This window comes from Bradyrhizobium sp. CCGUVB23 (genome assembly GCF_024199885.1).
Classification (GTDB): Bacteria; Pseudomonadota; Alphaproteobacteria; order Rhizobiales; family Xanthobacteraceae; genus Bradyrhizobium.
In genome coordinates this window covers 86,648-103,370 of record NZ_JANADQ010000004.1, presented here as the reverse complement: position 1 = coordinate 103,370, position 16,723 = coordinate 86,648, and the positions used below count along the sequence as shown (strand labels likewise).

The 16,723-nt window shown below is 56.7% G+C and carries 15 protein-coding genes and 1 pseudogene; 14 read left to right on the top strand and 2 right to left on the bottom strand.

Annotation, left to right across the window (positions count from 1 at the left end; genetic code table 11):
- Window positions 1-9 precede the first annotated feature (9 nt).
- The 7 genes from NLN62_RS52625 to NLN62_RS52595 all read left to right on the top strand — a co-directional run bounded on the left by NLN62_RS52625 (window position 10) and on the right by NLN62_RS52595 (window position 5,764).
- Complete coding sequence (locus NLN62_RS52625; protein WP_254114449.1) at window positions 10-177, top strand: type IV secretion system lipoprotein VirB7; 168 nt, start codon at window positions 10-12, stop codon at window positions 175-177.
- Window positions 164-877: a type IV secretion system protein VirB8 gene (locus NLN62_RS52620; RefSeq protein ID WP_254114448.1), complete on the top strand. Its 714-nt coding sequence runs from the start codon at window positions 164-166 to the stop codon at window positions 875-877. Before NLN62_RS52625 ends, NLN62_RS52620 begins: the two co-directional genes overlap by 14 nt.
- Window positions 874-1,746: a TrbG/VirB9 family P-type conjugative transfer protein gene (locus NLN62_RS52615; protein WP_254114447.1), complete on the top strand. Its 873-nt coding sequence runs from the start codon at window positions 874-876 to the stop codon at window positions 1,744-1,746. Before NLN62_RS52620 ends, NLN62_RS52615 begins: the two co-directional genes overlap by 4 nt.
- Entirely contained in the window at window positions 1,746-2,882 is a 1,137-nt protein-coding gene (gene virB10, locus NLN62_RS52610) for a type IV secretion system protein VirB10 (protein ID WP_254114446.1), read from the top strand. The genes NLN62_RS52615 and virB10 overlap by 1 nt, the downstream gene beginning before the upstream one ends.
- A 30-nt stretch (window positions 2,883-2,912) precedes the next feature.
- Window positions 2,913-3,953 carry a P-type DNA transfer ATPase VirB11 gene (gene virB11 / locus NLN62_RS52605; RefSeq protein ID WP_254114445.1) on the top strand — a complete coding sequence of 347 codons (1,041 nt, stop codon included), beginning with the start codon at window positions 2,913-2,915 and terminating at the stop codon, window positions 3,951-3,953.
- Window positions 3,954-4,458: 505 nt separating this feature from the next.
- Window positions 4,459-5,154: a conjugal transfer ATPase VirC1 gene (locus NLN62_RS52600; RefSeq protein ID WP_254114444.1), complete on the top strand. Its 696-nt coding sequence runs from the start codon at window positions 4,459-4,461 to the stop codon at window positions 5,152-5,154.
- A 1-nt stretch (window position 5,155) separates the two neighbouring features.
- Complete coding sequence (locus tag NLN62_RS52595; RefSeq protein WP_254114443.1) at window positions 5,156-5,764, top strand: conjugal transfer protein VirC2; 609 nt, start codon at window positions 5,156-5,158, stop codon at window positions 5,762-5,764.
- Between the two features lie 113 nt (window positions 5,765-5,877).
- Here the strand turns inward: NLN62_RS52595 and virD4 are convergent, their stop codons facing one another.
- On the bottom strand, window positions 5,878-8,031 hold the full coding sequence (virD4, locus tag NLN62_RS52590; protein WP_254114442.1) for a type IV secretion system ATPase VirD4: 2,154 nt from the start codon (window positions 8,029-8,031) through the stop codon (window positions 5,878-5,880).
- A gap of 470 nt (window positions 8,032-8,501) precedes the next feature.
- On the opposite strand from virD4, the gene NLN62_RS52585 reads away from it, so the two are divergent.
- The 6 genes from NLN62_RS52585 (at window position 8,502) to NLN62_RS52560 (ending at window position 14,693) form a co-directional block, all read left to right on the top strand.
- Window positions 8,502-9,631, top strand: a protein-coding gene (locus NLN62_RS52585; protein WP_254114441.1) for an IS3 family transposase whose coding sequence is annotated in 2 segments (ribosomal slippage) — window positions 8,502-8,754 and window positions 8,754-9,631 — 1,131 coding nt in all. Because the reading frame shifts where the segments join, the coding sequence is not laid out codon by codon here.
- 847 nt (window positions 9,632-10,478) lie between these two features.
- Complete coding sequence (virD1, locus tag NLN62_RS52580; RefSeq protein WP_371933207.1) at window positions 10,479-10,964, top strand: T-DNA border endonuclease subunit VirD1; 486 nt, start codon at window positions 10,479-10,481, stop codon at window positions 10,962-10,964.
- Window positions 10,965-10,991: 27 nt separating this feature from the next.
- On the top strand, window positions 10,992-12,065 hold the full coding sequence (locus NLN62_RS52575) for a relaxase/mobilization nuclease domain-containing protein (protein WP_254114439.1): 1,074 nt from the start codon (window positions 10,992-10,994) through the stop codon (window positions 12,063-12,065).
- Between the two features lie 368 nt (window positions 12,066-12,433).
- Window positions 12,434-13,261, top strand: a complete 828-nt coding sequence (locus NLN62_RS52570; RefSeq protein WP_254114438.1) for a hypothetical protein — start codon at window positions 12,434-12,436, stop codon at window positions 13,259-13,261.
- A 473-nt stretch (window positions 13,262-13,734) separates the two neighbouring features.
- Window positions 13,735-14,145 (top strand): hypothetical protein, encoded by a 411-nt coding sequence (locus tag NLN62_RS52565; RefSeq protein ID WP_254114437.1) that lies wholly within the window; start codon window positions 13,735-13,737, stop codon window positions 14,143-14,145.
- Between the two features lie 95 nt (window positions 14,146-14,240).
- Window positions 14,241-14,693 (top strand): hypothetical protein, encoded by a 453-nt coding sequence (locus NLN62_RS52560; RefSeq protein WP_254114436.1) that lies wholly within the window; start codon window positions 14,241-14,243, stop codon window positions 14,691-14,693.
- A 225-nt stretch (window positions 14,694-14,918) separates the two neighbouring features.
- Here the strand turns inward: NLN62_RS52560 and NLN62_RS52555 are convergent, their stop codons facing one another.
- On the bottom strand, window positions 14,919-15,407 hold the full coding sequence (locus NLN62_RS52555) for a transposase domain-containing protein (protein WP_256576133.1): 489 nt from the start codon (window positions 15,405-15,407) through the stop codon (window positions 14,919-14,921).
- Here NLN62_RS52555 and NLN62_RS52550 point away from each other — a divergent pair.
- Window positions 15,385-16,506 (top strand): annotated as a pseudogene (locus NLN62_RS52550) (IS3 family transposase); the annotation flags it as partial. The gene NLN62_RS52555 and the pseudogene NLN62_RS52550 sit on opposite strands and share 23 nt — an antisense overlap.
- Between the last annotated feature and the right edge of the window lie 217 nt (window positions 16,507-16,723).

The window sequence follows — 16,723 nt, the reverse complement described above, 5'->3', positions numbered from 1 at the left end:
AGAGGTTCAATGAAATATTGTCTGCTGACACTGACTCTCGCTTTGGCGGCGTGTCAGTCTCCTGAGAGGCTAGCGAGCTGCGAGGGACCGGTTTTTCCGCTGAACGTGGATCGATGGCAGCCTACTCAATCGGATCTTCACGTTAGAGATGCGGAAGCACTTAATGAAAGCCCCTGAACATGCGCTCTTGGTGAAGAGGGAAGTGCTGGCCGACTACTATAAGGAAGTGGAGGCGTTTCAATCAACACGTGCTAGATCCGCGCGGCGACTTTCAAAGTTCGCGGTCGCCATTGCCGCAGCCGCTGTCTTGGGGAATATCGCGCAGGCCCTCACGATTGCCACCATGGTTCCGTTGAGCAAGCTTGTGCCGGTGTATCTTTGGGTGCGACCGGATGGGACTATCGACAGCGAAGTGTCAGTCTCCCGATTGCCAGCAACCCAAGAGGTTGCCGTTGTTAATGCGTCACTCTGGGAATATGTCCGCTTGCGCGAGAGCTACACAGCCGATACGGCTCAATACGCCTATGAGCTCGTATCGAATTTCAGTGCCCCAATCGTGCGGCACGAGTATCAAGAGTACTTCAATTACCCCAATCCAAATTCACCTCAAGTCACAATCGGTAAGCGCGGTCGGCTAGAGGTCGAGCACATCGCTTCAAATGACGTCGCTCCTGGTGTGCAACAAGTGCGTTACAAGCGCTCTGTCATTCTGGAGGGGCAGAGGCCGGTCGTGAGTACTTGGACTGCAACGGTTCGGTATGAAAAGGTGAGCGGCATGCCGGGTCGATTGAGATTGTCCAATCCCGGGGGACTAGTTGTGAGCGCCTACGGAACCTCGGAAGATACTGTTTCGAATGCGGGACGCAGCGAACCATGACGAAGACCTGCTGTATTATGCTCGCCTGTTTACTTCTCATTACGGTTGGCGCGCGGTCGGAAGACACACCGATGGCCGGCAGGCTAGATCCGCGCATGCGCTCTCTGGCGTATGACCCCGATCAGGTGGTGCACCTTTCGACTGCTGTCGGGGCCACATTGGTTATTACTTTCGGAGCCAACGAGACTGTGACAGCGGTTGGGGTGTCCAATAGCAAAGACCTCGCAGCGCATCCGCGAGGCAACTATCTTTTCTTCAAGGCAAGTCAGGTCCTCCCGTCACAACCTGTCATCGTGTTGACCGACAGCGATACAGGTATGCGACGATATGTTTTTAGCATCTCTACGAGAGCCATGTCGCGTCTCGATAAAGAGCAGCAAGATCTCTACTATAGCGTACAGTTCAGGTATCCTGTCGAAGAGGCCGCTGCTCGTCGGAGGGAAGGAGAGCAGAGGATCGCAGCCGATCGGCTCCGAGCAGAATCAGCGTATCAACAGAGAACTCAGGACTTATTGAGTCATCCGGTTACGAATCCCGCCACCAACAATTGGCACTATGTTGCTCGCGGGGATCGTTCACTATTGCCGATAGAGATCGTGGACAATGGGTTTACTACGGCATTCCGCTTCCCGGGCAACGTCCGCATACCGTCGATCTATACGATTGATCCAGATGGCAAGGAAGCTGCCGCCAACTATTCGGTCAAGGGGGACTATCTTGAGGTGTCCTTGGTTTCGGGGGAGTGGCGTCTGAGGGACGGGAACACTGTGTTGTGCATTTGGAACACCGCATACAATCCCGTTGGACGAAAGCCGGGTACGGGGACAGTAAGACCTGACGTCAGGCGCGTTCTAAAGGGGGCAGGCTGATGGTCGAGGTCGATCCACCATCGACACACGATGTGAAAGGGGCCGGATCCTTGGTCTCTGACTCGCATCGCGGACGTATTCCGGGATTGCAGAAGATAATCTTCGTAGGATTAGTTCTTGCGCTATCCCTGGGCCTGATTTGGTTCGCCGGTTCAAAGAAGAACGACGAAGCGTCTCCACCGCATGCCATGATTGCCAGCAACACTAATCCGTTCAACCCGCCCCCGACTGATGTCGTTCTTGGCCCTCCGGCCGCGCCGGCGGCCGCGCAGTCGGCTGCTCCCCCGCCGGTCCCGAGCGGGCCGGAACCAAACGGCGTGCGGCCTGAAGAAACTCCGATCTTTGCTTATAGCGGTGGTGATCAAGGCATCAGCAAGCCGGTTCAGCAGGTGGGCACTAGCCGTGAACACGAAAGAGGTAAGGAAGACGCCTCACTCAGGGGCCAAGCGTCAATCGAGAATGATATTTCAATGCGCATGAAGCCGACTTTGCTGCAGCCGAGCCAGGCGACACTCCTGCCGCATCCTGATTTCATGATTACCCAAGGAACGATTATTTCTTGTGTCTTGCAAACGGCGATCGATACGAATCTGGCAGGTTACGTGAAATGTGTACTGCCCAAGGATGTACGGGGGACAACAGGCCATGTTGTGCTCCTAGATCGCGGCACGACAGTAGTCGGAGAGATTCAGCGTGGCCTGCAGCAGGGGGATGCGCGTATTTTTGTGCTCTGGAGTCGAGCCGAGACGCCGGACCATGCGGTAATTTCGCTGGCGTCCCCAGGCGCTGATGAGCTCGGTCGCTCTGGACTGCCTGGCACAGTCGATAATCACTTATGGGAACGCTTTGGCGGGACAGTGTTCTTGAGCGTCATTCAGGGTGCGTTGCAGGCTGCTGGTAGTTATGCTGCCAGCGCCGGTGGCGGGACCAGCTTCAACAGCTTCCAGAGCAATGGTGAACAAGCTGCCGATACTGCAATAAGAGCAACGATCAACATTCCACCAACCTTGAAGAAAAACCAAGGCGACACCGTGTCCATATTTGTCGCACGGGATCTCGATTTCTCAAACATATATCAGCTTCGGATGACGGGTCAGGCAACGGCCAGGAGAAACTATCATTCCAAGCCGAGATAGGATCAAGGACGACGAAAATCGGAGAACCGAATGCAAACAGAAGCAAATCCGCAATTGTGTTTCCTCCTCAAACCAATTGTGGAGTGGCTCGATGATCCAAGGACCGAAGAGATCGCGATTAATAGACCCGGAGAGGCGTTCGTCCGCCAGGCCGGCATTTTCACAAGATATTCTTTGCCTCTCACGTACGATGATCTCGAAGATATCGCCATACTAGCGGGAGCTTTGCGAAAGCAAGATGTTGGACCACAAAGTCCTCTATGTGCCACCGAACTGCCAAATGGAGAGCGGCTACAAGTCTGTTTGCCGCCGACTGTGCCGTCAGGCACCATCAGCCTGACAATTCGGCGTCCGGGCTCTCGTGTTGCGCCTCTCAAAGAGGTTTCTTCCCGGTACGAAGCGTCCCGATGGAACCAGTGGCGATCGCGCAAGACAAGCCAAGCGCGGCAGGATGAACAGATCCTTCAGCATTACGACCGCGGGGATCTGGAGGGATTTCTGCAGGCATGCGTCGCTGGTCGGCTGACCACGCTACTTTGTGGGCACACAGGTAGCGGCAAGACGACAATGAGCAAAACCCTGATTGGGGCCATCCCGCCGGAGGAACGGCTGATTACGATCGAAGATGCGCTTGAACTCGTCATTCCGCACGAGAACCATGTTAGGCTACTCTATTCCAAGAATGGAACGGGATTAGGTGCAGTGAGTGCAGAGCAGCTTCTGCAAGCGAGCCTCCGCATGCGGCCAGATCGGATACTCCTCGGTGAGATGCGCGATGACGCCGCGTGGGCTTATCTCAGTGAAGTAGTTTCTGGCCATCCAGGATCTATTTCCACGATACATGGGGCCAATCCTGTCCAAGGATTCAAGAAGCTGTTTTCTCTCGTCAAAAGCAGCGCGCAAGGAGCTGCGTTAGAAGATCGTACACTGGTCGATTTGCTGTCAGCCGCGATCGACGTCATTGTGCCATTCCGTGCATGCGGGGCCGTCTACGAAGTGGGCGAAATCTGGCTTGCGGCGGACGCGCGCCGACGAGGGGAGACAGTGGCCGATCTTCTGGATCAGCATTAGGGGCAAATGCAGCGATTTCGTCGTGCTGGCGAGACTCGAACGCGATTGGTTTCTGCAGAGGCTCGGATCGCACAAGAATCGTCCTAAGCTACGGATAGTGTGGCGGTCAACCCCATCGGTCGACGGATGTTCGTGGTGTGTCGAGTGCTCAGGCAGTCGACGCGTCATCATCAGCATCGTTGATATGATAAAGCGTACTGCTGTTGGCGTGATTGTTCGCCCCCCATATGTAGTACGCCGAAGGCGATCTACCATCGTTTTTGTGCGTTGGAGACGACGTGCGGTCTTGGAAGCCTATATTCCATCGGCCGTTCAGCCAACCGCGCAATCGATGGACGCATCGTAGGCAAACAGCAGCACGCGGCAGCGAGCGTATAGTTTGGTGCTCATGAATCCTTCTGCTGTGACACAACGATATTGTTTAAGTGTGAACGAGATATCGTCTTGATGAGCAGGACTCTGTTGCTGAACTATCTTCATCAAAGGATAACGGAAAGGAAAGGAAATGAAACTGTTGACGTGTTGCTCCTTCAAAGGAGGTGCGGGCAAGACGACGGCACTTATGGGATTGTGTGCGGCGTTCGCGCGCGGTGGCAGACGTATCGCTTTGTTCGAGGCCGACGAAAATCGGCCGCTAACGCGCTGGAAAGAGAACGCGCGACGACGCAACGCCTGGGATTCTCAGTGCGAGATTTTCGTCGCAGACGAAATGTCCCTTCTTGAGGCCGCGTACGATGGAGCAGAACGTCGTGGCTTCGACTATGCGCTTGCCGATACACATGGCGGGTCTAGCGAGCTTAATAACACGATCATCGCGAGTTCGCACTTCCTGCTGATTCCGACCATGTTGACTCCGCTCGACATCGACGAAGCGCTTTCCACCTATCGGTATGTCCTCGAGCTTTTGATGAGCGAGAACTTGGTGATCCCGACGGCGCTGTTGCGTCAACGTGTGCCGGTCGGTCGCCTCACCACCTCGCAGCGCGCGATGTCGGATATGCTGGCGAGTCTTCCCGTCATACAGTCTCCGATGCACGAGCGAGATGCGTTCGCTGCTATGAAAGAGCGTGGTATGCTGCATCTGACACTGGAAAATCTAGGGAACGATCCGATGATGCGTCTTGTCGAACGCAACCTAAGCCTCGCGATGGAGGAGCTCGTCACGCTTTCCACGTTGGTCGATCAGGCGATGGAGGGCTGAGGTGGGAATTCGCAAACCCGTCTTGTCCGTAGGGGAAGCCAAGCGTCTCGCGACCGCCCGAGGCAGGATCGACGTGCTGGAAGTGCCGGCCACCTCCGGGGACTCGACCTCTCCGGAGCTGCCAACAAGTGCTGATCAGACAGAGTCGCCGCCACGGCCGTTCCCTGGGAGGCGTCAGCGTCGTGCCGATCAGCAACCGATGTCAACAGCAGACGCACTTAGCTCGACGATTGCCCCGGAAACAATTCAGGTCTTCCTCTCGGCGCTACCGCCGGCTCGCAAGGTTTCGCCGGTCTTTGACAATCTCTGCGGGCAATATAGCCCTGTGAAGTCGTTACAAATGATCCTACGTCGGGCGCTTGATGACTACGAGGCCATGCTGGAGAATGGATCGTTTCGCTCGGCGCCGAAGAGCTATCCCGTGCCCGACCAGGCTTGCGGCGCCTGTGTCGTCGTCCAGACATCCCGCATGTTGCCGACGTCGTTGGTGCAGATTGCTCGCGCTCACTTTGATCCATTTGGACTAGAGACGGCCCGCGCCTTCGGACACAAGTTGGCGACTGCAGCACTCGCGTGTTTTTTTGCGGCAGAGACGAATTCCCGTCGTTGACCGCGCCATCCGTCCCGTGACGAGCCGTTCCCAAGCTAGGAAGGTAAGTCGGTTCAATTTGGGATTAGTCAGGATAGGGCGGCTACGCCAACTCATGACGACGAGAGGTCTGGCTAAGTTTTCGTCTGCTGCAGGGCAATGATTTGATCCAGAATTGTCTGTTGGGCCAGAATCGCGCGGGGGTCCTGGCGAGGCTTTGTGCGATCTCGCGCAACGAGGTCGTCTAGGACGTCGTCCAGTTCGGCGGTATAGGAGTCGCTCTGGTTGGCGTCCATTCGAGAAGTAGGATCCTGGAGCGTCCGTCGCTGTAGGGCAATGATTCGTTCCAGAAGCGCCTGCTGTACAAGATTCGCGTGACCGTCCGGGCTCGCCTTTGAGCGATCACGCGCAGCAAGATCTTCTGCGAATGTGACCGGTTCGGCGATATAGGAGTTCCCCTCCTGACCGACCATTTGGGGAACTACGGCATCCTGCGTATCACTCACATTTACCCTCGAAGACGTTTCTTTCGGCGTTTCCGAGAAAGAATATTCCGTTTCTTTTGCAGTTCGGGCGATCTCTTCTCGGCTACCTTCCTCCAAAACCAGGTTGGGAACCTCTGCGAGTATCAAGGGAGCGGGCTCCGGAAGACCGCCTACCTGGCTTTCGAAGATACGCTTCAGTATACGATCGGAATAATAACGAACCTTACGCAGCCGCAAGGGGGGCTGCCCTTTAATGAGGACGATCTGGCATTTGTCATCGAGCAGGCGCACTTGTTCGGGCCGCAATAGAGGGGCTCCTTGATCAGAAATCTGGATATTGTGATCGAACCGTCGCCCTTGGCTGTACGACGTCGAGCGTGCCTGAAACGTATATTCCCCGATCGCCTTCGATATATAGCTTGGCGTTTCGTCATCCGCCGTAGCCATGAAGACTTGGAGGCCGGTATTGCTAAGGAAGTTTTGTTTACCTGCCTCATCGTATGTACCCGTCAGCGCCGAAAGGCTTTGGACAATGAGCATAAAACGACCTTTGTAACCTGCGATGGTTGTAATTGCTGTCGCAATCGCATCCATCTTGCCAAGATGCTTAAATTCGTCGAGCAAGAACAACACTTCGTGTTTCTCATCCTTGCTCGGCAGTGAACGCTGTAGAATCGACACAACCTGCTGAAAGAGTAAGCGCATGAGGGGCGCAACTACCTCAAGATCGTTTGGGCTGACGCACAGATAAACGCTAGTTCTTCTACGGCGCAGATCGTAGGTGGAGAAGTCTGATCTGCTTGTTGCCGCTTTGACGAGCGGATCGGCCCACAAGTTGAGACCCCCATCGCCCAGCACTGAGGTGTAAGAGGTTAGGATCTTTGTATCGTTGCCAGCCATGTTGTCAAAGATTCGTTGAGCCTCTTTGTTTTTGCTCTCCTCCGCGAGCCGCGCGAAGAGCTTGTACTTCTCTCCTGGCTGCGCAAAGAGGTCGTATACGGCTCCAATCGTTGGGCTGCCTCGCTCGATACAGGCCAGAATGCCGGCAACAAAAAGATCTCGTGCGCCCTCTAGAAACGCTTCTGCGTTCTTTCCTTTGGTCGTAATCAGGTTCGCCGCTAGGCGGCGCGCCTCGGTGAACTGCCGCTCTGAGGGTAGCGCCACGATATCTAGCACCGGATTGTAGCAACACGTTCGTCGCTCTGGGTCGAGGGGAGCAAACTTGAACACGCTGTTGCCGTGGGTCTTGCGTGCTCTTGATGTGAGTTCAAAAAGCTCACCCTTGACGTCGAGGGCTATCAGTGAGCCCTTGAAGGTCAGTAGCGTTGGAATGACGATGCCCACGCCCTTGCCAGCTCGCGTCGGTGCAACAACGAGGCTATGCGGCTGATCGCCATTGGTCAGGTAATGGCCGAACAAAAACGGGCTGCGCGTCTTTCCAAACACTGGGCCGCTGATGCGGCTGTACCGCTGAAGATATCCTGCACGCCGCATTTCGTCGTATCGAGCCCAGCGTGCCGTGCCGTGATGTTCGCGATTGCGCGAGGATAAGACTAGCTGCATTAGGAGGGCGAGTCCCGACGTTGAGACAACGATTGCGAGGCCGCGATAGAAGGCGGGGGACGCGTACCCCAAATGGAATGGCGTCTCGTACCAAAAAGCGAGGATGTTGAGTTTCATGATCGAGTCACCGCTAATTCCTTGGCGGAATGTCACGTACAGACTTGCCATACAAAAACCTGCAGCCAGTGAACACAGGATGCTCAGAGCCAAGCTTAAGTGCGTGGGTCTACTTCTATTCATCGTTCTACCGTAATTGAGGCATCGGCCCGGTTTTGCTGAATTCTGAAGAGGTCGGACGAGATCATGCCCACTCGGCCTTCCGAATCATCCGCTGCAAGGGCGTCTCGTCGATGGTGCGAAGGCACGGCTGAAGGCGGTCCACCGGACCTTCGGCTCGTCGTACTGCGGACGCGCGCAATCGATAGGTCGCCATCTTGAGTGTTATGATTGCGCATAAGAACGTTCAGCTGTCTATCTGGTTGAGGAGGGGGGAATTTGCTGATTGGGATGCGATCCCGTGGTTGAGCGAGGGGTTCTGTCGCGCTCGTGCGGCGATAGATTGAGCGGCAGTTGTTATAAGCGAGGCGCCGGCGAAGTGCGACGCCGGGTCGACTTCGAGGTGAGAGCTGGCTCCGCAAATTCGGACAGTAGCTTGAGTGGATTTTCTGCCTGACAGCGGCGAGGCTTCTTGCCGCGAATCAGGAGCGAAGATGACGAAGAGGAGTCGCCGGACGCATTCTCCGGCATTCAAGGCGAAGGTGGCTTTGGCAGCCGTGAAGGGAGAGAAGACGCTGGCCGAGCTGGCGCAACAGTTTGATGTTCATCCGAACCAGATCACGACCTGGAAGACCCAGCTTCTGGAAGGCGCCGCCGGCGTGTTTGGGCAGGACAAGGGATTGGCCGAGGCGCCGGTCGATTTGAAGGCGCTTCATGCCAAGATAGGCGAGCTTGCGTTGGAGAACGATTTTTTGTCCGGCGCGCTCACCAAGGCGGGGCTGCTGAGCGCAAAGCGATGATCGACCGCGACCATGATCTGCCTGTTGTGCGCCAGGCGAAGGTCCTGAACCTCGCCCGCAGCACGGTCTACTATGAACCTCGGCCGGTTTCGGCCGAGGACCTTGCCTTGATGCGTCGGCTCGATGAGCTGCACCTCGATTATCCTTTCGCGGGGGCACGCATGCTGCGATCGCTGTTGCGGCGTGAGGGCGCGCAGATTGGCCGCCGCCACGTCGCGACGCTGATGAAGCGCATGGGGATCGAGGCGATCTATCGTCGGCCGAATACGAGCAAGCCCGGGCTGGGCCACAAGATCTACCCGTATTTGTTGCGCGGATTGAAGATCGAGCGGCCGAACCAGGTCTGGGCCATGGACATCAGCTACGTTCCGATGCGGCGTGGCTTCGTCTACCTCGCCGCGGTCGTCGATGTGTTCAGCCGGCGGGCCCTGGCCCAACGCGTATCGATCACGATGGAGACGGTGTTCTGCGTCGAAGCGCTCCAGGAGGCGCTGGCGAAGCACGGCAGGCCCGAGATGTTCAACACGGATCAGGGCAGCCAGTTCACCAGCCTCGACTTCACCAGTGTGCTGCTGGACGCAAAGATTGCCATCAGCATGGACGGCAAGGGCGCCTGGCGCGACAACGTGTTCGTCGAGCGGCTCTGGCGCACGGTCAAATACGAGGAAGTCTACCTGCGCGCCTACGACAGCGTGTCCGAGGCGCGAGCATCGATCTCCAGATATCTGGCGTTCTACAATCAGGGACGCCCGCACTCGAGCCTTGACGAACGCACCCCCGACGAGGCCTACTTCGGCACGCAAGCGATGGTGATGGCCGCATGACCGTCGCCGACGATTTTGTCGTTGCTCTGGTCGGGCTACGCCCTCCCGACGCAACGACAAAATCGCAAAGCCCCGCATTCAGTGTAACCTGGCAGGAATCCACTTAATTTCCGCGGGGCACTGTCCAAACAACCGGGGCCAGCTCTGTGGTCGCCCGCCAGAGCGACCAAGAGTTGGCGTGAGTTCTGGATCGATGTGAGGCAGGCGCTGCCTGCAGATCGCTCCTGAAGTGGTGGTCGGTGAGCATGTGCTGGGGTTCTGGAAGGCCCTCGATGAGGTCGTCCCCGGCCGCGACACCAGCGGTGCTGGGAGCCACAGTCAGCAACGTGCTCGACAAGGTCGCCAGAATCCATCCAAGTCGCGATGACGAACGATCTGCGGAACGTCTATCTGGCACCGAGCCGGGAAAGCCGAACCGCGGTCGACACCTTCGTCGAGAACGACCCTGGCAAATGCGGGCCGGCGGTCGAGTACTTGATCAAGGATCGTGTGGCGCCGCTCGCGTTCTTCGGCTTGCCTGCCGAGCATTGGGGTCATCTGCGCATCTCGATTCCATTGAGAGCGTGTTCACCAGGGTGCGGCAGCAGCACCGGACGGTGCGAACGAAAGGATCGCTCTCGCCGAAAATCGCGAAGCTGATAATCGTCAAGTTGACTGGCGCTGACTGAAAGGAACAAATCAGTTGCGGTGTCATCGCCGATGTAAAGTTTACTGGCGGCGACACGGTGTAACGGGCCCTCTTCCATTTATTGCAACTGTAGCAAAGAAGCGCATGCATCGACCTTGATAAGACGCATCCGGTGCTTAGACTTTGATCCGTGCTGACCTCAATGTTCCCGCAGGCCAAATGTTGGTTTCTTCCGCTCTTCTTGGAGGAAGTGGTATGTCTCACAGTACAGATCCAGTCGGGCACGATGTCTCCAGTCGACAGCGTCGACGCGCGGAAAGGAAAGGGTTCAAGGTTGTTAGCGCCAGACTACGCTCCCCCGAATACGAGAGCTTTTCCCGGCAGGCGCGCTCTGTCGGGCTGACTGACAGCATGGCCATACGAGTCGCCGTGCGCCGAATTGGCGGCTTTCTTGAAATCGACGCTGAGACACGCCGAGGAATGGAGGGCATTCTTCAGGAGATTGGAGTGCTTTCTTCTAATGTTGCCGCGCTCTTAGCTGCTTATTGCGAGGATCCGGTCGCGAATGTGGAGGCTGTGAGGATCGAGCGTATCGCATTCGGCGAGGCCTTTGCCGATCTCGATAGTTTGCTGCGCTCTATTCTGTCGGTGTCGCGTCGGCGAACTGATGGATGCTCTATGCTGAAAAATGCGGTCGAGCAGTAGTGTCGCATGGACGAGAGTGCGTGTTAGATGTCCAATTTATCCCAGGTTGTCATTCGGATCGTACCTCATGGCGGGGCTATGACCCCTGAAAGGATGATCAAACAATGGCAGTATTTGAGCCGGAACGGCAAGCTGGAGCTTCAGTTATCTGCGCGACATCTGGATATTCCCCTGAGGTGGGACAAGATGTTAGAGACGGCGCGCAGCTGGGCCTGGGAAACCGGCAACTATGTCGAGAGCCACCGAGACGAAGAGAGGGATCAGGACCTAACTACTCATATCGTTGTCAGCTTCCCGCCAGGCACCGATCAAGAGGCCGCTTATGGAGCAGGGCGCGGGTGGGCGGCCAAGATGTTCGGCTCGGGATTTGGGGGCGGTCAGTATAACTATCTTACCGCTTTCCATACGGATCGCGGCCATCCTCACCTTCATGTGGTCGTTAATCGCCGAGAACTCCTGGGACGAGGGTGGCTGAAGATATCCCGTCGCCACCCGCACTTGAACTATAAGGCCCTGCGCACTGAGATGGCGGAGATCTCGCGGCAGCATGGCATCATGCTAGACGCGAGTTCGCGAGCGGAGCGCGGCCTCACCGAGCGGCCGATGACCTTTGCCGAATACCGCCGGCGTGAGCGGGGGGAGAATTTGCTGGTGCACTCAAATATGATTGTCGAAGGTGGGAGTACGGAAGGGGCACCTTCGGCAGAAGTGTCCCAAAACCCGATGAGGCCCGCCGATCCGTTGTGCCTTCATACCTCCTCGAGCGATTCAAGTGGTAACGGGTGCAGTAATGACGAGCCGAAGCCTCTTGACCGTTTGTTGCCATTCGGCGATCGAAGCGATTCAAATGGACCGGTCGCACCGCAGGTCGGGCCTCCTCAGCAAACGGCTGTGTCGGGTACGAAGCAAACCAAAACCGTGGCGCCCCATGGGGGGCCTCCAGAAGACATGGTCATGCAGTGGGAGGCTGTCGGCCGGCGCCGACAGGAGGAGCAGGGCAACTCAAGTGGAGACGAGCAGCGCGGAGAGCAGCAAGCAACTCTTCCGCATGTCAATGACGGAGAAGAGAAAAGAACGAAAAGAGGCGGTCGCAGCCGATGAGATAGATCGCAAGGGACAAGTCACGACGAATAAGGAGACTCATGAAGGACGCCAGCTCCACCGACCCTGGGGCGAGCGGCGAACAACGCGGCTCGACGCGCGAATCCAATACATCACGAGCAAGGGAAGTGCACAGGCTCCTTTGCGACGAACCATTCCCGGGTAACGATCGAACAGCAGGGGCTACCCATCATGTCAAGGCAGAACGCTTGCGGACGCGAAGCGCCGTGCGGTAATGCATCAACTTGATGGATGCTGAAGCCTCCATATGTAGACGGTCGATTCCATGAAGCCGATTACATGATGTGTTGCTGCACAAAACGATATGGGACAGATAAATGGTAAGAAACGCCCGCGGGTTGCCAGCGATGAATCGCGAAGAGGGATCGGGCACCCACGAAGACGAATCCCTCGCCGGTTCCAGTGGCCGCGTGGGGGAGCCATCAAGCGGTCGACGCGAAAGGAGCAATACGCTTGCCGCATCGTCGTCCGCGGATAGCCAAATAGCTGGTGCCTTCCCGCCAGACGCGGCGATGCATGAAGATTTCGATGATCTCACCGAAGACGATTGGTCGAGGATCGACGAATTGTTGCTAGCGATAAATCGCGAAGAGGGATCGGGCACCCACGAAGACGAATCCCTCGCCGGTTCCAGTGGCCGCGTGGGGGAGCCATCAAGCGGTCGACGCGAAAGGAGCAATACACTTGCCGCATCGTCGTCCGCGGATAGCCAAATAGCTGGTGCCTTCCCGCCAGACGCGGCGATGCATGATAATTTCGATGATCTCACCGAAGACGATTGGTCGAGGATCGACGAATCAATGTGGTCTCATGGAGACACACCCGTTGTCGATAAGGGTAAGGCAAAAAGTGACGTTCATGACGTAGCCCTGCCTGCTACTGCGATTGGCCACCCGAGCGAAGCGATGCCGCGATCCGTGCCGCTGCGGACCTTTGAGCGCGTTGAAGTCGGCGACGACTTACTCATTGGACATGAGTCCAATTCGGAGTGGAGCCATGCGATGCTCTTCGAAACCCCTCAGCAGCATTTTAGGAGAGTGGGAAGATGGCTCGATAAAGAAGAGTACGATCAAATGTCCGTGCTGATTAAGACAGACGATCCGAAGGTGCGTACGCCCAGAGAATCGGCTGTGCTCGCAGCTTGGGAGGCAGCGGTACATCGAGAAGATGGATGAGTTAGGCTTATCGCATAGAGTCTTCGGTTCAGTGAAAAATCCGGGGCCCCATTCCTATGATACTCCCGCCGGGAGGAGAACCGCTCTCCACAACTACGAATTTCCACTCCAAACGGGAAACTACAATCCAGATATTCTGATCCGACATGACGGCGTCTTCACCGGCCTTTGGCCGAAACTTGTCGACGCGAAAACACCACTAGCAAGTCTGACACAAGAGTTCGGCGCAGACAACGTGTGGCTCAAGGCGGCCGACAACACCTATTTGACGGAGTGCGCTTATAATTATAAGGAGCGGGAGAGAGCTGAGGAAGCCTTCGCCAAGTTCATTGCTGGCGATGATGTCATGAGCGCGACGACTTACTCATTGGACATGAGTCCAATCCGGAGTGGAGCCATGCGATGCTCTTCGAAACCCTCAGCAGCATTTTAGGAGAGTGGGAAGATGGCTCGATAAAGAAGAGTACGATCAAATGTCCGTGCTGATTAAGACAGACGATCCTGAAGGTGCGTACGCACCAGAAATCGGCTGTGCTCGCAGCAGGAGGCAGCGGTACATCGAGAAGATGGATGAGTTAGGCTTATCGCATAGAGTCTTCGGTTCAGTGAAAAATCCGGGGCCCCATTCCTATGATACTCCCGCCGGGAGGAGAACCGCTCTCCACAACTACGAATTTCCACTCCAAACGGGAAACTACAATCCAGATATTCTGATCCGACATGACGGCGTCTTCACCGGCCTTTGGCCGAAACTTGCGACGCGAAAAACACCACTAGCAAGTCTGACACAAGAGTTCGGCGCAGACAACGTGTGGCTCAAGGCGGCCGACAACACCTATTTGACGGAGTGCGCTTATAATTATAAGGAGCGGGGAGAGAGCTGAGGAAGCCTTCGCCAAGTTCATTGCTGGCGATGATGTCATTGAGCGCGACGACTTACTCATTGGACATGAGTCCAATTCGGAGTGGGAACCATGCAATGCTCTTCGAAACCCCTCAGCAGCATTTTAGGAGAGTGGGAAGATGGCTCGATAAAGAAGAGTACGATCAAATGTCCGTGCTGATTAAGACAGACGATCCTGAAGGTGCGTACGCACCAGAAATCGGCTGTGCTCGCAGCAGGAGGCAGCGGTACATCGAGAAGATGGATGAGTTAGGCTTATCGCATAGAGTCTTCGGTTCAGTGAAAAATCCGGGGCCCCATTCCTATGATACCCCGCCGGGAGGAAGAACCGCTCTCCACAACTACGAATTTCCACTCCAAACGGGAAACTACAATCCAGATATTCTGATCCGACATGACGGCGTCTTCATCGGCCTTTGGCCCCAACTTGTCGACGTGAAAACGTTAGCAAGTTTGACACAAAAGTACGGCGCAGACAACGTGGCTCAAGGCGGCCGACAACACCTATTTGACGGAGTGCGCTTATAATCATAAGGAGCGGGAGGGAGCTGAGGAGCCTTCGCCAAGTTCATTGCTCGCGATGATGTCATTCAGTGCTCTCACGAGCATGACCGCAAACGCCTTCGAGATGCGGACATCGGGCGGTAATCTCCTCCGCGCCATCGGAGTAGGTGATGAATCATCGGCACATTGTCCGTCTCGTCTTCTTCATGGTCTGCTCCGTTTATCAAAACGGAACGGCATCCGCACCACCTAAGCCGCCAGTCCAAAATCCGGGGTCCACTTCTGATCCTGGACATCGGCTTCATCGGGGCGTGTCGGCAACTGGGCGAGGACGTGCTTCAGCCATGCGAAGGGCTCGATGCGACAGGCCCGACAAGTCAGCATCAGACTATAGATGACGGCACTGGCCCTGGCTCCCTCGACGGTAGCGCTGAAGAGCCAGTTTTTCCTGCCGCAGGCAAAATCCTGATATCGCGTTCCAGAAGGTTGTTGTCGATCGGCATGCTGCCGTCCTTGGCGTAGCGTCAGATATTCCCATTGGTTGAGCGTATAGGAGACCGCATCCTCAAGCTTGGTGTCGGGCACAACCTTGGGAGCGATTGCATCGAGCCACGCCTTGAGGGCGTCCAGGACCGGGAGGCTGTGAAATGGACCCCGATTTTGGGACCGGAGGCTTAGTTGGAAAAGGCCGCTCCGTCTGATAGACGGAGTGACAATGACGAAGAAGACGAGACGCAAGATCGACGCGGCACTGAAGGCAAAGATCGCGCTGGAGGCGGTGCGGGAGCAGGCGACGGTGGCCGATTTGGCCCAGCGCTACGAGGTTCACCCGAACCAGATCTATGCCTGGAAGAAGCAACTGCTGGAACAGGCGGCCCGGGCTTTTGACGCGGGTGTCGGGCGGGAGAGCGAGGGCGCTCGCGAACGCGAGATCGAGAAGCTGCACGCCAAGATTGGACAACTGACAGTCGAGCGCGATTTTTTAGTGCGGAGGTCGGAAGATGAGCACGCCGGACCGTCGAGGAATGCTTGATCGCGCCGATAAGGCGCTGTCGATCCGCCGGCAATGCATGTTGCTTGGCATCGCGCGCTCTGGCGTCTACCGGCCGCCCCGGCCGGCCAACGACAACGACCTTGGCCTGATGCGGCGGATCGACGAGCTGTTCACCGCCTGGCCGTTCCTGGGCTCGCGGCGAATGACCGCGATGCTGAAGGCTGAGGGGCTTCAGGTCAATCGCAAGCGCGTGCAGCGCCTGATGCGCAAGATGGGCATCGCGGCGCTGGGACCGAAGCCGAACACGACGAAGCCGGCGCCGGGCCACAGATCTACCCCTATCTGCTGCGCAACATGACGATCGACCGGCCGAACCAGGTGTGGGCGGCCGACATCACGTATTTGCCCATCGGCCGTGGCTTTCTTTATCTCGTTGCCATCATCGACTGGGCGAGCCGTGCAGTGCTAGCGTGGCGTATCTCCAATACAATGGATACCTCGTTCTGCCTCGCTGCGCTCGACGACGCTCTGGCACGGTATGGCAGGCCGGAGATCTCAGCGCAATGCCGTCGGCATTGTCGCGACAACACCGACCAAGGCAGCCAATTCACGAGTGCGGCCTTCACCGGCGCGTTGGCCGGCGCAGGGATCAAGATCTCAATGGATGGCCGCGGTCGTTGGATGGACAATGTCTTCATCGAGCGGCTGTGGCGCTCGCTCAAGCATGAGGACATCTATCTCAAGGGCTATGCCGACGGTCGCGAGGCCAAGGCAGGAATCGCAAACTGGATCGCCTTCTACAACGGTCGCCGCCTTCATCAGGCACTCGGCTATCGCGCGCCGATGGCGGTCTGGCGCGAACGGATGCAGGCTGCGAAGGCTGTGGACATGATGGACAACGCCGACGCGTTGACCACATGCCAACAGCAACAGCAGCAACAGGGTTTCTCGCAGCGTGATAGAAACGGATCAGGAGCGGTCAGTTTCCAACTAACAAACCGGCTCAAGCGGTGTACGCGTACGACCATGACCGCTGAATTGCGCGTTGTGAATTTTGGCG